We start from the raw sequence: 17,442 nt of genomic DNA on the forward strand, positions 1-17,442 counted from the left end.
GATGATGGCAACGCCTTCCGAAAAAGTCGCCGACGCGCTGAGGGCGTCGCTCAAGGAGAACAGCCGCCTGCGTGACCAGAACCAGCGCCTGCAGGCAGCTGCCCGCGAGCCGATCGCGATCGTGGGCATGGCCTGCCGGTACCCCGGTGACGTGCGCTCGCCGGAGGACCTCTGGCGGTTGCTGGCCGAGGGCGGGGACGCGGTGGCCGGGTTCCCCACCGACCGTGGCTGGCCGCTGGACACGCTCTACCACCCGGATCCCGACCACGCGGGCACGAGCTATGCCCGTGAAGGTGCGTTCGTCTACGAGGCCGGTCAGTTCGACCCTGGCCTGTTCGGGATTTCGCCGCGTGAGGCGTTGGCGATGGATCCGCAGCAGCGGTTGTTGCTGGAGACGTCGTGGGAGGTGTTCGAGCGGGCGGGGATCGATCCGCTGTCGGTGAAGGGCAGCCGGACGGGTGTCTTCGCCGGGACCAACAACCAGGATTACGTGTCGCTGCTCGAACACGGCCCTGATGAGCTGGAAGGCTTCCTGGGCACCGGAAACGCGGCCGCCGTGCTCTCCGGCCGGGTGTCGTACACGTTCGGGCTGGAGGGCCCAGCGGTCACCGTGGACACGGCGTGCTCGTCGTCCTTGGTGGCGCTGCACCTCGCGGTTCAGGCGCTGCGCAACGGCGAATGCGACATGGCGCTCGCGAGCGGTGTGACGATCATGTCGACTCCGGCCGCGTTCCTCGACTTCAGCAGGCAGCGCGGCCTCGCCGAAGACGGCCGATGCAAGGCGTTCGCGGACAGCGCGGACGGCACCGGCTGGGGTGAAGGCGTTGGTGTGCTGCTGGTTGAGCGTTTGTCGGACGCTCAGCGCAACGGGCATCGTGTGTTGGCTGTGGTTCGTGGTTCTGCGGTGAATCAGGATGGTGCGTCGAATGGTTTGACGGCCCCGAATGGTCCTTCGCAGCGCCGGGTGATTCGTGCTGCGTTGGCGAATGCTGGGTTGTCTGCGTCTGATGTGGATGTTGTTGAGGCGCACGGGACCGGAACCTCGCTGGGTGACCCGATTGAGGCGCAGGCGCTTCTGGCGACCTATGGCCGTGATCGCGATCGGCCGTTGTGGCTCGGGTCGGTGAAGTCGAACATCGGACACACCCAGGCGGCCGCAGGTGTCGCTGGCGTGATCAAGATGGTCATGGCGATGCGCAACGGCGTGTTGCCGAAGACGTTGCACGTGGATACGCCTTCGTCGCATGTGGACTGGTCGTCCGGTGCGGTGGAACTGCTGACCGAGGCCCGCGAGTGGCCTGCGGGTGAGGCGCCACGCCGTGCCGGTATCTCCTCGTTCGGCTTCAGCGGTACGAACGCGCATGCCGTGATCGAGCAGGCGCCGGACGCCACGCAGGCACCGGTCGAGCGAATGTCGCCAGCCCTGACACCGTGGGTGCTATCCGGCAAGACGTCGGCCGCCTTGCGCGCTCAGGCACAACGGCTTGTGGAGTGCACAGAGGATCCGTCCGATATCGCCTTTTCGCTGGCGACCACTCGTGCCGCACTGGAACACCGCGCCGTTGTCCTTGGTGCGACCCGTGAGGATCTGACCGCCGGGCTGACCGCCCTCGCCGACGGAACAGCCACCGCGGACGTGATCACGGGTGTGGCTGAGCGTGGCCGATCCGCGTTGCTGTTCACCGGGCAGGGTGCTCAGCGTCTGGGCATGGGGCGTGAGCTGTACGCCGAGTTCCCCGTGTTCGCCGAGGCGTTTGACGCTGTGTGTGCTGAGCTTGACCCGCATCTCGGGCGGTCGCTGAGCGCGGTGATCGCTGATGAGCCGGAGTTGTTGGACCAGACGATGTTCACTCAGGCGGCGTTGTTCGCCGTTGAAGTGGCGTTGTTCCGGTTGGTGGAGTCGTGGGGTGTGCGCCCGGACTTCCTGATGGGGCATTCGATCGGTGAGATCTCTGCGGCGCATGTCGCTGGTGTGTTCTCGTTGGAGAACGCGTGCAAACTGGTTGCCGCGCGTGGCCGATTGATGCAGGCGTTGCCGTCGGGTGGGGCGATGGTCGCGATTGAGGCGACCGAGGACGAGATCGAGACGACCGACGAGTTCGGGATCGCCGCGATCAACGGCCCGAACTCGGTGGTGATCTCCGGTGACGAGTCCGCTGTGCTTGCGGCTGCCGAGAAGTTCTCCGCGCAGGGCCGCAAGACCAAGCGTTTGACCGTCAGCCATGCTTTCCATTCGCCGCTGATGGAGCCGATGCTGGCTGAGTTCGCTGAGGTGCTGCGGGGGCTGGAGTTCCAGGAGCCGCGGATCCCGGTGGTGTCCAATGTGACCGGTGAGCTGGCCACGGAGTTGACCACGCCGGAGTACTGGGTTTCTCATGTCCGGCAGGCGGTTCGGTTCGCGGACGGTATGCGGACTCTGGCAACGCAGGGCGTGACGGCGTTCGTCGAGCTGGGGCCGGACGGTGTGCTGACCGCCATGGCTCAGGCCTGCGTGACTGAGGGCCTGTTCGTTCCGATGCTGCGGGGTGACCGGCCGGAGGTCCGTGCGGCGATCGGTGCCTTGGCGGCACTGCACACCAGCGGTGTGTCCGTGGACTGGACGGCTTTGGTCAAGGGTGCCCCGGTCGAATTGCCGACGTACGCGTTCCAGCACGAGCAGTACTGGTTCGAGGGCGCCACGTGGGGGCGTAAGCGCAGCACGGACACCGGTGGCTGGCGTTACCGGATCGACTGGCAGCCGGTGGTTCCCGGACCAGCGAGCCTGGACGGGCGCTGGCTCGTGGTTCTGCCCGAAGACCAAGACGAACTGCTCACGGTCTTCGGCGACCAGGCACAAGTGGTGCGAAGTCTCGACGAGATCGATGACCTGGCGGACAAGGACTTCCGCGGCGTGGTCGCAGTGCTCGACGCGGTCGGCACGCTGCGGCTGCTGCAGGCCGGGCTGACCGCGCCGGTATGGGCGGTGACCCGGCAAGCGGTCTCCACCGGCCACGGCGACCGGGTGGAACGACCGGATCAGGCCGAGGTCTGGGGCCTTGGCCGTGTCGCGGCGCTGGAGTACCCGGATCGCTGGGGTGGCCTGGTCGACCTGCCCGCGCAGCTGGACCAGCGTGCCCTCGAGTACTTCGCCGCCGTGCTCACCGGCACCGAGGACCAGGTCGCCATCCGCCCAGCCGGGGTCTTCGCCCGAAGGCTTGTGCGTGCGGGCGCGGGCGGTCAGCAGTGGCAGCCCACCGGCACAGTCCTGATCACCGGGGGAACCGGTGCACTGGGCTCCCGAGTCGCCCGCTGGGCCGCAGCCAACGGTGCCGCGCGGCTTGTCCTCGCCAGCCGTCGTGGTCACGCGCCTGAACTGGAAGCAGAGCTGCGTGAGCTCGGCGTCGAGGTGTCGATCGTCGCGTGTGACGTCGCCGACCGTGCAGCCGTCGCCGCGCTGGTCGACCACGCCGCTTCCGGCGAGTACCCGCTGACCGCAGTCGTGCACACCGCAGGGGTTCTCGACGACGGCGTGCTCGACCGGATGTCCGTCGAGCAGTTCACCGGTGTGCTGCCCGGAAAAGCCGACGCGGCACTGCATTTGCACGAGCTGACACGCGAACTCGACCTCACGGCGTTCGTGCTGTTCTCCGCTTTCGCCGGGACGGTTGGCAGCGCGGGCCAAGGCAACTACGCCGCCGCGAACGCTGTCCTGGATGCCCTCGCCGAGCAGCGCCACGCCGACGGTCTGCCCGCCGCCTCGATTTCGTGGGGGCCGTGGACCGGCGGTGGCATGGCCGAAGGCGCAGCGAGTGGCTTGGCCGAACTCGGCCTGCCGGCGATGGACCCGGACAGGGCCGTGGCCGAACTGAGCCGGATCGCCACCGGCGGCGACGCCGTGACCGTGGTGGCCGACGTGGACTGGGCCAGGTTCGCGCCCGCGTTCCAGTCCGCGCGCCGCAGCCCGCTGTTGAGCGTTCTCGCCCCAACGCAGGCACAGGAAGTCACCGGACTGGCCGCCAGGCTCACCGGGCTCGGCCGTAACGAGCAGCAGAACCTCCTGCTCGACGTCGTCCGTGCGCAGGCCGCCGCGGTGCTGGGCTATGCGGGCCCGGAGGCCGTCGAACGGTCGCACGCGTTCCGCGAACTCGGGTTCGACTCGCTGACCGCGGTCGAGTTGCGCAACCGGCTGGCCGCCGAGACCGGCCTGAAACTGTCCAGCAGCCTGGTGTTCGACTACCCGAGCCCGGACGTGCTGGCCACCCACCTGCTCGACGAACTGCTTGGCGCGCAGGCGGACGCGCCCGTGGTGATCGCACACGGCAGCACCGACGAGCCAATCGCGATCGTCGCGATGGCATGCCGGTTCCCTGGCGGAGTGCGTACTCCCGAAGACTTCTGGCAGCTGCTCGTCTCCGGCTCCGACGCGGTCGGCGAATTCCCGGCCGACCGAGGGTGGGACATCGCTGCGCATTTCAGCACCCAACAGGGTGCGTTTCTCGACGACGTCGCCGGGTTCGAGCCCCGGTTCTTCGGCATCTCGCCGCGTGAGGCGTTGGCGATGGATCCGCAGCAGCGGTTGTTGCTGGAGACCTCGTGGGAGGCCTTCGAGCGGTCAAGGATCGCTCCGGATTCGGTTCGTGGCAAGCAGGTCGGCGTGTTCGTCGGCACCAACGGCCAGGACTACGTCGCTCTGGTGGACCAGGGCGGACCGGAGACCGAGGGCTACCTCGGCACCGGCAACTCCGCGAGCGTGATGTCCGGCCGCGTCGCCTACACCTTCGGGCTCGAGGGCCCGGCGGTCACGGTGGACACGGCGTGCTCGTCCTCCCTGGTGGCGCTGCATCTCGCTGTCCAAGCGCTGCGGAACGGCGAATGCGAGCTGGCGCTGGTCGGTGGTGCCACCGTGATGTCCACCCCGAGCGCGTTCGCCGAGTTCAGTGCCCAAGGTGGGCTCGCCGCTGACGGCCGCTGCAAGCCTTTCGCCGCTGGTGCCGACGGCACTGGCTGGGGCGAGGGCGTGGGCATGCTGTTGGTGGAGCGGTTGTCTGACGCTCAGCGCAACGGCCGGAACATTCTTGCCGTGGTGCGCGGTAGCGCGATCAACCAGGACGGCGCGTCGAACGGGTTCACTGCCCCGAATGGCCTCGCGCAGCAGCGAGTCATCCGGCAGGCACTGGCCAACGCGGGCCTGGAGCCGTCCGATGTGGACGCTGTTGAGGCGCACGGTACCGGGACCGCGCTGGGTGACCCGATCGAGGCGCAGGCGCTGCTGGCCACCTACGGCCGTGATCGGGACCAGCCGCTCTGGCTCGGCTCGGTGAAGTCGAACATCGGGCACACGCAGGCGGCCGCGGGTGTCGCGGGCTTGATCAAGATGGTGCTCGCCCTGCAGAACGACACACTGCCGTCGTCTTTGCACTTCGATCAGCCGAGCCCGCACATCGACTGGTCATCGGGCAGCATCTCCGTTCTGCGTGAGGCGCTGCCGTGGCCGCGGGACGGCAAGCCGCGCCGCGCCGGGATTTCTTCCTTCGGTCTCAGTGGCACCAACGCCCACGCGGTCATCGAGCAGGCCCCGGCCACCGAGCCGGTTGCGCCCGCGCCGAGCACGCCGGGCCTGATCGCGTGGCCACTGTCCGCGACGACCACCGAAGGGCTGCGAGCTCAAGCCGAACAGTTGCGCAACTTCGTCGACGAGACAACGGATCTGGCTGGTGCCGGGATCTCGCTGGCCACGACTCGGGCCGCGTTGGCTGAGCGTTGCGTCGTTCTCGGCAAGGACCGCGAAGAACTGCTTTCGGGACTTGCCGCGTTGGCAGCCGGGAAGCCCTCGGCGCAGGTGGTCAACGGGACGCCGGTGACCGGCGGGCTCGCGTTTCTCTTCACTGGTCAGGGTGCACAGCGTGCGGGCATGGGCCGTGAGCTGTACGCCAGGTTCCCGGTGTTCGCCGAGGCTTTCGACGCGGTCTGCGCGCACGTGGACGTGCCCCTGCGCGAGGTGGTGTTCGAGGACACTGATGGGCTGCTCGACCAGACCGCCTACACACAGGTGGCCTTGTTCGCCGTCGAAGTGGCGTTGTTCCGGCTGATCGAGTCGTTCGGCGTCCGCCCGGACGTCCTGCTCGGCCACTCCGTCGGCGAGATCGCGGCGGCTCACGTGGCTGGTGTGTTGTCACTGGCTGACGCGTGCAAGCTGGTTTCCGCGCGTGGCCGGTTGATGCAGGCCTTGCCCTCTGGCGGGGCGATGATTGCCATTGAGGCGACCGAGGACGAAATCGAGACCACGGACGAATTCGGGATCGCCGCGATCAACGGCCCGAATTCGGTGGTGATCTCGGGCGTTGAGTCAGCGGTGCTTGCGGTGGCCGAGAAGTTCTCGGCTCAGGGCAGGAAGACCCGGCGGCTGCGCGTGAGCCACGCCTTCCATTCGCCGTTGATGGAGCCGATGCTCGCCGAGTTCGCCGAGGTCCTGCGAGGGCTGGAGTTCGACGAGCCGCGGATCCCCGTCGTGTCCAACGTGACCGGGGGCATGGCGACGGACCTGGGGCCGGAATACTGGGTTCAGCACGTGCGGCAGGCCGTGCGGTTCGCCGACGGCGTCGCCGTGCTGAAGGAGCGCGGGATCCGGACCGTGGTCGAGCTTGGACCGGACGGTGTGCTGTCCGCGATGGCCCAGGACACCCTGCCGGACGCCGGGTTCCTGCCGTTGCTGCGCAAGGATCGCGCCGAGGAAAGCTCACTGTTCACGGCTCTTGCCGGACTGCACGTCCGCGGTGTGCCACTTGACTGGCAGGCGATTTTCCCCGGCGCAGGCACGCTCGACCTGCCGACGTACGCGTTCCAGCGCGAGCGGTACTGGATCGACGCGTCATCGCGTCGCCGTCCCGACGCCGCGGTCGACGACTGGCGTTACAAGGTCGATTGGCAGCCTTACACCGGGCAGACCAGTGCTCCGACTGGGTCTTGGCTGGTTGTGCGCGCCGACGGTGACGGGGACGAGATCGTCTCGGCCCTGCCCGGCGCACACGTCCTCACGGTCGAGGACGCCGATCGCGTGGTGCTGGCCGAAGAACTCGCGTCGCACTCTCCGGACGGTGTGGTGTCGCTGCTGGACCCGGTCGGCACGATCCTGCTTCTCCAGGCGCTGGCCGACTCGGGGATCGAGACTCGGCTGTGGGCGGTCACGCGTGGCGCGGTGTCAGTGTCGCCGAACGAGACGCCGGACCCCGTCGCCGCGCAGCTGTGGGGTATCGCGCGGGTCGCCGCGCTCGAGCTGCCGTCGCTGTGGGGCGGCATCGTCGACCTTCCATCCACTGTGGACAGCGAGATGGCTGCCAAGGCAGTCTCCGTGCTGTCCGGCGGCGAGGACCAGATCACCGTCCGTGCCGAGGGAATCCTGGTTCGCAGGCTGGTCCACGATCCCCGGCCTGCCACGGTGACCGAGCCGCGGCCGTTGGGCACGACGCTGATCACCGGAGGAACGGGCGCGCTAGGCGCACATGTCGCCCGCTGGCTGGCTCGCAACGGCACCGAGCACCTGGTGCTGTGTGGCCGACGGGGTGCAGACGCTGATGGCGCAGCCGAACTCGCCGACGAACTGCGTGGTCACGGCAGCGAGGTCACCTTCGCTGCTTGTGACGTCACCGACAGGCAAGCTGTGGCGGAGATGCTGCAGTCGTTGGCGGACAACGGCTCCCCGGTCCAGGCTGTCGTGCATGCCGCAGGCGCCGCGCAATTGACTCCGTTGATGGACACCGACCCGGCTGAATTCGCCGAGGTTGTGGCCGCGAAGGTGACGGGCGCGCAGAACCTGCATGAGCTGACCGAGAACCTGTCCGCTTTCGTCGTGTTCTCCTCGATCGCCGCGACGTGGGGCAGCAGTGGGCAGAGCGGTTACGCCGCAGCCAATGCCTACCTTGACGCCTTGGTGGAAAGCCGTCGTGCCCGAGGCCTGACCGGAACATCGGTCGCTTGGGGTCCGTGGGCAGGCGGCGGCATGGCCGCGGGCGAGGCAGGGGAGCAGTTGCGGCGGATGGGCCTCGCCGGATTGGCCCCGGAGCTGGCCCTGGTCGCGCTGGCGAACGCCTTGGGCAACGACGACGTCACGGTCACCGTGGCGGACGTGGACTGGTCCAAGTTTGCTCCCGTGTTCACCGCGAACCGGCCGAGTCCATTGCTCGGCACCATCCCCGAGGCGACGGTTGAGGCGCCCGCGCGGCACGACTCCGGTCTGGTCGGGCAGTTGCGGGACATGTCCGAGGCCGCCAGGGAGACGTTCCTGCTCGACCTGGTCCGCGCCGAGGCAGCCGCGGTGCTCGGCTACCCGGATCCGAACGCGATCGGGACCGAATCTTCCTTCCGTGACCTGGGATTCGACTCGCTGACCGCAGTCGAGCTCCGTAACCGCCTGGCTGAGGCGACCGGTCTGAAGTTGGCCGCCACGCTGGTCTTCGACTACCCGACGCCTACTGTCCTGGCCGGCTATGTGCGCACGGAACTGCTCGGGGCGGAAGTGGCGGCGAGCGAGCCGCCGGTTGTCGCGTACGCGAATGACGAGCCGATCGCGATCGTCGGCATCGGCTGTCGGTTCCCCGGCGGGGTGGCTTCGCCTGACGACCTCTGGACCCTGCTGGCTTCCGGAAGTGACGCGATATCCGCGTTTCCTGCCGACCGTGGCTGGCAGGTCGAGGCCGGATACGTCCACGAGGGCGGGTTCCTGTACGACGCGGCCGAATTCGACGCGGAGTTCTTCGGGATCTCGCCGCGTGAGGCCCTGGCCATGGATCCGCAGCAGCGGTTGGTGCTGGAGACCTCGTGGGAAGCGTTCGAGCACGCCGGGATCGACATCACCACGGCGCGCGGCAGCCGCACAGGCGTGTTCGTCGGTGCCGGACCGCAGGGCTACGCGGTGGGAATCGACGACCTGCCGGAGTCGGTGGAAGCTCACCTGATGATCGGCACCACGCCGAGCGTGGTGTCCGGCCGGGTGGCGTACACCTTCGGCCTGGAAGGCCCGGCCGTCACGGTGGACACCGCTTGCTCCTCGTCGCTCGTGGCACTGCACTGGGCAGCGCAGGCGTTGCGTCAGGGCGAGTGCGACTTGGCGCTCGCGGGCGGCGTGACGATCATGTCGACGCCCACCGCTTTCGAGGGCTTCAGCGCGCAGGGCGGACTGGCCACGGACGGCCGCTGCAAGGCGTTCGCCGAGTCCGCCGACGGCACCGGCTGGGGCGAGGGCGTCGGAATGCTGTTGGTCGAGCGGTTGTCGGACGCTCAGCGCAACGGTCACGAGATTCTGGCCGTGGTGCGCGGTAGCGCGATCAACCAGGACGGCGCGTCCAACGGGCTCACCGCGCCCAACGGACCCGCACAGCAGCGAGTGATCCGGGCGGCCCTTGCGGCCGCCGGGTTGCAGCCGTCCGATGTGGACGCTGTCGAGGCGCACGGCACCGGAACCGCACTGGGCGACCCGATCGAGGCGCAGGCGCTGCTGGCGACTTATGGGCAGGATCGGGATCGGCCGTTGTGGCTCGGTTCGGTGAAGTCGAACATCGGGCACACCCAGGCGGCTGCCGGTGTCGCTGGTGTGATCAAGATGGTGCTCGCGATGAAGCACGGTTCACTGCCGCGCAGCTTGCACGCCGAGCAGCCGACTTCCCGGGTCGATTGGTCCTCCGGTGCTCTTTCACTGCTGACCGAGACGCAACCGTGGCAGGCGAACGGTCACCCGCGGCGGGCGGCTGTCTCGTCTTTCGGGGTGAGCGGGACCAACGCACACGTGATCATCGAGCAGGTCCCGGCCCTGGACGCCGCGAAGCCCAGCCAGGCGCCGTCGGTGGTGCCGTGGGTGCTGTCAGGCAAGAGCGAGGCCGCTCTGCGAGCACAGGCCGCTCGGCTCCTGCCGATCGCGGAGACTGCGGGTGTCGAGGACGTCGCGTTCTCGCTTGCCACCCACCGGTCGGCGCTGCCGTATCGGGCTGTGGTGGTCGGGAACGACCGCAGTGAGCTGATCCGTGCGCTCGGTGTGCTCGCGCAGGGTGGTTCGTCCGCCGACGTGATTCGTGGTCACGCCAAGGCAGGTAAGACGGCGTTCTTGTTCACGGGTCAGGGTGCGCAGCGGGTGGGGATGGGGCGTGAGTTGTATGCCGAGTTCCCGGTGTTTGCTGAGGCTTTTGATGCTGTGTGTGAGTTGTTGCATCCGCGGTTGCGTGAGGTTGTTGACGGCGAGTCGGAGCTGTTGAATCAGACGGAGTTCGCTCAGGCTGGGTTGTTTGCCGTTGAGGTGGCGTTGTTCCGTCTGCTGGAGTCGTGGGGTGTTCGGCCTGATTTCCTGATGGGCCACTCGATCGGTGAGATCTCCGCGGCTCACGTCGCTGGAGTCTTGTCCCTTGAGGACGCGTGCAAGCTTGTGTCGGCTCGTGGTCGCTTGATGCAGGCCCTGCCTGAGGGTGGGGCGATGGTTGCCATTGAGGCGACCGAGGATGAGATCGACACCACGGATGAGTTCGGGATCGCGGCGATCAATGGGCCGAACTCTGTAGTGATTTCCGGTGTTGAATCCGCTGTTGTCGCGGTGGCTGAGCAGTTTGCGGCTCAGGGGCGGAAGACCAAGCGTCTGGCTGTCAGTCATGCGTTCCATTCGCCGTTGATGGAGCCGATGCTGGCTGAGTTCGCTGAGGTTCTGCGTGGCTTGGAGTTCAACCAGCCGCGGATCCCGGTCGTATCCAACGTGACCGGCGAACTGGCGACTAACCTGGCTTCGCCGGAGTATTGGGTTTCGCATGTTCGTCAGGCGGTCAGGTTCGCGGATGGTGTGAACACGCTTGCGGCACAGGGTGTTTCGGCATTCGTTGAGCTTGGCCCGGTTGGCGTGTTGGCGGGGATGGCTCAGGGATGCGTGTCCGAGGGCCTGTTCGTGCCGGTGTTGCGGGGCGACCGTCCTGAGGTTCGTGCCGCGATTGGTGCGTTGGCCGCGTTGCACACCCGTGGTGTTTCCGTCGACTGGACCGCGCTGGTCAAGGGTGCACGCGTCGACTTGCCGACCTATGCCTTCCAGCGCGACCGGTACTGGCTGTCCGCCTCGCGTCCCGGAGCGTCGGTGGATTCGTGGCAGTACCGAATCTCGTGGCGTCCTGTGCAGGTCCCCCAGCGGCAGGCGGATGGTGCCTGGCTGGTCGTGACCCCTGAAGGCCACGCTGATGACGGTTTGTTGGCCGCGTTCGGTGAGCACGCCACGACAGTCGAAATGACAGACCGGGAATCCCTTGCCGCTTGCCTGCGTGAGCTTGCGCCGAGCGGGGTCGTTTCGTTGCTGGATACTGCGATCGACACCCTTGCGCTCATCCAGGCCCTCGGTGACGCTCGCATCGACGCCAGGCTGTGGGCCGTCACGCGAGGTGCTGTCTCGACCGGCCCGGCGGATCGCGTCGCCGACCCTGCTCAGGCGCAGATCTGGGGCTTCGGCCGGGTGGCCGCGCTGGAGCAGCCGGACCGGTGGGGTGGCCTGATCGACCTCCCGATCGAGGCTGACGCCGGGACCTTCGCCCGTGTGCTCGGTGTGCTGGCAGGTGACGAGGACCAGGTCGCCGTGCGGCCGTCTGGAGTCCTTGCACGGCGCCTGGTGCGCGTGACCGAAGCGGCGAAAACTCCGTGGCAGCCCCGGGGCACCGTGCTGATCACCGGTGGGACGGGGGCACTCGGCGGGCACGTGGCGCGCTGGGCGGCGGCCAACGGCGCCGAACACCTTGTTCTGGTGAGCCGCCGTGGCCGAGATGCCGAAGGCGTTGACACGCTCGAAGCGCAGCTGCGCGACCTGGGCGCCGAGGTGACCGTCGCGGCATGTGACATCGCCGATCGCGAGGCCGTCGCCGCGCTGCTGCGTGACGCCCGGGTGTCCGCGGTCGTGCACGCCGCAGGTGTGCTCGACGACGGTGTCATCGAAGGACTGACCGCCGAACGTTTCGACAACGTCCTGAAGTCCAAAGTGGATGGTGCGACCGTTCTGCACGAGTTGACCGACGGCCTGGACGCCTTCGTGGTGTTCTCCGCGTTCGCCGGTGCGGTCGGCAGTGCGGGCCAGGCGAGTTACGCGGCGGCGAACGCCCACCTGGACGCGTTGATCGAGCAGCGGCGCGCGGACGGTCTGCCTGGCACCGCGATCGCATGGGGTCCGTGGGCGGGCGAGGGCATGGCGGCAGGTGTCGCCGACAACCTCGGCGCTCTCGGGTTGCCTGCCATGGACCCGGAACGTGCCGTACTCGCAGTGGGTGTCGGTGTCGCGTCCGCGCATCCGGCGTTGATCGTGGCCGACGTGGACTGGACGCGGTTCGCCTCACTGCTCGGCGGACGGCTCCTGGCAGACCTTCCGGAAGCCGCCGTCGTCGAGACGGCCGAGCAGACGCCGGGCGTGCTCGGTGGCAGGCTCGCCGGACTGACCCGTCAGCAGCAGGAAGCCCTGCTCCTGGAGATCGTCCGTGCCGAAGCCGCGACGGTCCTCGGGTATCCGGGACCGGAGTCGGTGACCAATGACCACACCTTCCGGGAACTCGGGTTCGACTCGCTCACCGCGGTGGAACTGAGGAATTCCCTGAGCACGGCTACTGGCCTGCGGTTGCCGAGCAGCATGGTGTTCGACTACCCGACGCCTGCCGCGCTGGCGACATGGCTCTGCGAGGAACTGGTCGGTGCCGACCAGCCCGCGGCGCAACCCGTCGCGCAGGCCGTGCGGGTCGATGAGCCGATCGCGATCGTCGGCATCGCCTGCCGCTTCCCAGGCGGGGTGTCCACGCCTGAGCAGTTCTGGCAGTTGCTGGCTGACGGCCGGGACGCGATGACCGAGTTCCCCGCCGACCGGGGCTGGGACATCGACCACCGTGGCAGCGGTTACGTCAACCAGGGCGGTTTCATCGGCGACGCCGGGCATTTCGACCCCGCGTTCTTCGGGATCTCGCCACGGGAGGCCGTGGCGATGGATCCGCAGCAGCGGTTGTTGCTGGAGACGTCGTGGGAGGCGTTCGAGCGGGCCGGGATCGATCCCATTTCGGTGAAAGGCAGCAAGACCGGTGTGTTCGTCGGCTCGAACGGCCAGGACTACCTGACCCTGCTGCTGGAGTCCACGGAGGACTTCGGTGGTCATCGAGGCACCGGTAACTCCGCCAGCGTGATGTCCGGCCGGGTGTCGTACACGTTCGGGCTGGAAGGCCCGGCGGTCACTGTGGACACCGCGTGCTCGTCGTCGTTGGTGGCGCTGCATCTGGCGGCTCAGGCACTGAACGCCGGCGAGTGCGACCTCGCGTTGGCCGGTGGCGTGAGTGTCATGTCGACGCCGGGCGCGTTCGTCGAGTTCGGTGCGCAGAACGGTTTGGCATCCGACGGCCGGTGCAAGGCGTTCGCCGAGGCGGCGGACGGCACGGGCTGGGGCGAGGGCGTGGGCATGTTGCTGGTTGAGCGTTTGTCGGACGCTCAGCGCAATGGGCATCGTGTGCTGGCTGTGGTGCGTGGTTCCGCGGTGAATCAGGATGGGGCCTCCAATGGGTTGACGGCGCCGAATGGTCCTTCGCAGCAGCGAGTGATTCGGGCCGCTCTGGCGAATGCCGGATTGTCTGCGTCTGATGTGGATGTTGTCGAGGCACATGGCACAGGTACTGCGCTGGGTGACCCGATTGAGGCGCAGGCGCTGCTGGCGACTTACGGCCGGGACCGCGATCGGCCGTTGTGGTTGGGTTCGGTGAAGTCGAACATTGGCCACACCCAGGCTGCGGCTGGTGTGGCCGGTGTGATCAAGATGGTGATGGCTCTCCGGCACGATGTCCTGCCGAAGACCCTGCACGTGGACCAGCCGTCCTCGCATGTGGACTGGACTTCGGGCACGGTGGAGCTGCTGACTGAGCAGCAGTCGTGGCAGCGCAACGGACATCCCCGTCGAGCCGCGGTGTCTTCCTTCGGCATCAGCGGCACCAACGCGCACACCATCATCGAGGAAGCACCCGACGCTGAACCGACTCCGGTCGCGACCGTCACGCCGTCGGTGGTGCCGTGGGTACTGTCTGGCAAGAGCGCAGCGGCGCTGCGGGCGCGAGCGGCCGATCTGGCCACCTTCGTCACGGACAACCGGCCGGATGTCGCGGACGTCGCCTACTCGTTGGCAGCAACCCGTTCCGCCATGGACCACCGCGCTGTCGTCTTCGGCAAGGACCAGTCCGAGCTGCTCAAGGCATTGGGCACGCTCGCGGACGGCGGTTCGTCTCCCGCGATCGCCCAAGGTGTGGCGTCCGCTGGACGGACCGCGTTCCTGTTCACCGGCCAGGGCGCACAGCGCATGGGCATGGGACGTGAGCTCTACACGGAGTTCCCTGTGTTCGCCGAGACGCTGGACGCGGCCTGTGCGCACTTTGACGGCCTGCTCGACCTGCCGCTGCGTGAAGTGATGCTCAGCGAGCCGCAACTGCTCAACCAGACGATGTACGCGCAGGCGGCGTTGTTCGCTGTCGAGGTGGCGTTGTTCCGGCTGCTCGAGTCGTGGGGCGTGCGCCCGGACTACCTGCTGGGGCATTCCATCGGCGAGATCTCCGCGGCACATGTCTCGGGTGTGTTCTCGCTGGCCGACGCGTGTGCGCTGGTCGCCGCACGAGGCCGGTTGATGCAGGCCTTGCCGGCCGGTGGGGTGATGCTCGCGGTCGAAGCGACCGAAGACGAGATGCTGGTGCAGTTGAAGGAAACCGCCGGGGCAGTGGACATCGCCGCGGTCAACGGCCCGCGCTCGGTGGTCGTCTCCGGCGAGCAAAGCGCGGTGACCGCGGTCGCTGAGGAGTTCTCCGCGCAGGGCCGGAAGACCAAGCGTTTGACTGTCAGTCATGCTTTCCATTCGCCGCTGATGGAGCCGATGCTGGCTGAGTTCGGTGAGGTGTTGCGGGGGCTGGAGTTCCAGGAGCCGCGGATCCCAGTGGTGTCCAATGTGACCGGTGAGCTGGCCACGGAGTTGACCTCACCGGAGTACTGGGTTTCGCACGTTCGCAAGGCTGTCCGGTTCTTCGATGGCGTACGTGAACTTGCTGAGCGGGGCGTGACGTCCTTCGTGGAACTCGGACCCGACGGTGTGCTGACCGCTCTGGCCCAAGAGTGCTTGCCCGAGGCTGAGGCGGTGTTCGTGCCGACGATGCGCGCCGACAAGCCGGAACCGCGCAACGTGCTGATCGCACTCGGGACGTTGTACGCCAACGGGACCGCGGTCGACTGGTCCACGCTGGTCAGCGGAAACCGGATCGACCTGCCCACCTATCCGTTCCAGCGCGACCGGTACTGGGTGTCCGCCGTGCTGAGCTCGAACACGGCCGACGACCAGCAATTCTGGGCAGCCGTGGAGAACGAGGACCTGGCATCGCTGTTGGCGGTGGATCCCGACCAGCCGCTGAGCAGCGTGCTGCCGTCGCTGTCGGCCTGGCGGCGCAAGCGTCGCGAGTCCTCCGCCGTGGAGGCCTGGCGCTACCAGGTCACCTGGCAGCCCGTGTCGGTTCCCGCAGGCCGTCCCGACGGCCGTTGGCTCGTGGTCTCGGCCGACGGCTCCGGTGCCTCGATCGCGGCCGCGCTGGACGCCGAGATCGTGCCCAGTTGGGCCGAGCGCTCGTTCGAGCCGGACGGCGTGGTGTCCTTCCTGGACGCCGCGGCCACCCTTGAGCTGGTGCGTTCGGTGATCGGTACCGGCACCAAGATCTGGGCCGTCACCCACGGTGCGGTCTCCACCGGCCCGGACGACCGGCTGACTTCGCCCGAGCAAGCCAAGGTATGGGGCCTGAGCAGGGTCGTGGCGCTGGAGCACCCCGAGGTGTGGGGCGGTGTGATCGACGCGGACGACCAGACCGACGCCGTACTGGCCGTGCTCGCCGACGGCACCGAGGACCAGGTCGCGGTTCGGCCGAACGGTGTCTTCGGCCGCCGCTTGGTGCCCGCCGCGAAGCCCATCGCCGGTGAATGGTCGTTCTCCGGGACGGCGTTGATCACCGGTGGTACGGGTGCGTTGGGGGCGCAGGTGGCGCGCTGGCTGGCCGGTCGTGGCGTGGATCACCTGGTGCTCGTCAGCCGTCGAGGCGCGGATTCCCCTGGAGCCGCTGAGCTCGCTGATGACCTGCGTGAGCTGGGCGTCGAGGTGACCTTGGCGGCCTGTGACGTGGCCGACCGGGCGGCGACCGCCGAGCTGGTGGCCGGGCTGCCCGACCTGTCGATTGTTGTTCACGCGGCAGGGGTTGCCCAGTCCACCGCATTGCTGGAATGCACTGCCGAGGAATTCGAGACAGTGATATCCGGCAAGGTCGACGGTGCGGTGAATCTGCATGAAATAACGAAAGAAATGCCATTGTCGGCGTTCATCGTGTTTTCATCGATCGCGGCGACGTGGGGCAGTGGCGGGCAAAGCGGATATGCCGCCGGAAACGCATTCCTCGACGCGTTGGTCGAGCAGCGGCGGGCCGACGGGCTGCCCGGCACGTCCGTGGCCTGGGGACCGTGGGCAGGCGGTGGCATGGCGAAGGGTGACGCCGGGCAGGAGCTGGCCAAACGCGGGCTCGCGGCCTTGGCGCCCGAGCGTGCGCTGGCCGCGCTGGAAGCGGCTCACGGCGATGTCACGGTGACCGTCGCCGATGTGGACTGGGAGAAGTTCACGCAGGTGTTCACGGCACGCCGCCCCAGCAGGCTGCTCACCACGATCCCGACCGTCCAGCAGCTCAACGACCAGGAGGCCGAGCCGGTCGGCGGCACGGGAACGGCGTTGCGGCAGCAGCTGGCCGCGGCGCAGCCTGCCGCACGGCGACAGGTGCTGCTGGACCTGGTCCGCGCCGAAGCGGCCGAGGTTCTCGGCTACAGCGGGCCGGAGATGATCGAGGCGAACCAGGCGTTCCGCGAGCTCGGCTTCGACTCGCTGACCGCCGTGGAGCTGCGCAACCAGCTCAGGGCCGCTACGGGCCTCGCACTGCCCGCCACGCTGGTCTTCGACTACCCGAAGCCCACTGTGCTGGCGGACTACCTGCGGGACCAGCTGGTGCCCGAGGGCCCGAGCGGTGCCGACGCGTTGTTCGACCAGCTCGACACGATGGTCGCCGAATTGGCCGGCGACCCGGACTCGGCGGACACGGCCGTTGCCCGGCTGAAAGCCGCGTTGGCCCGCCTGACCGCGAACCACGACGAAGAAGTGGACGTCACCGACCGGCTGGACGCCGCGACCGACGACGAGATCTTCGAGTTCATCAACAAGGAGCTCGGCACGTCCTGACCGTCGAATTGACAACCGAATACCTCACCCCGCCATTCCGCGCCGTCGTCGCGGAAATGCCTGATCACGCCCTGCGTGCCGGACGCCCTAGGGGTTGCCTAAGGGTTGTCGCTGTGCTGGACCTCGAATACGTTCGCCCTTAATTGGGGGAATCCGTCTGTCCATAGCCGGCGACAGGCGTATTCGTGGTCTGCGGTGATTGA

At 68.0% G+C, this 17,442-nt stretch carries 1 protein-coding gene; it reads left to right on the plus strand.

Annotated features, from left to right (window positions below; translation table 11 throughout):
- The first annotated feature begins 4 nt into the window (after nt 1-4).
- Entirely contained in the window at nt 5-17,239 is a 17,235-nt protein-coding gene (locus B9C43_RS00870) for a type I polyketide synthase (protein WP_084425507.1), read from the plus strand.
- The last annotated feature ends 203 nt before the right edge of the window (nt 17,240-17,442 follow it).

The sequence above is a fragment of the Kibdelosporangium aridum genome (assembly GCF_900176515.1).
GTDB lineage: Bacteria > Actinomycetota > Actinomycetes > Mycobacteriales > Pseudonocardiaceae > Kibdelosporangium > Kibdelosporangium aridum.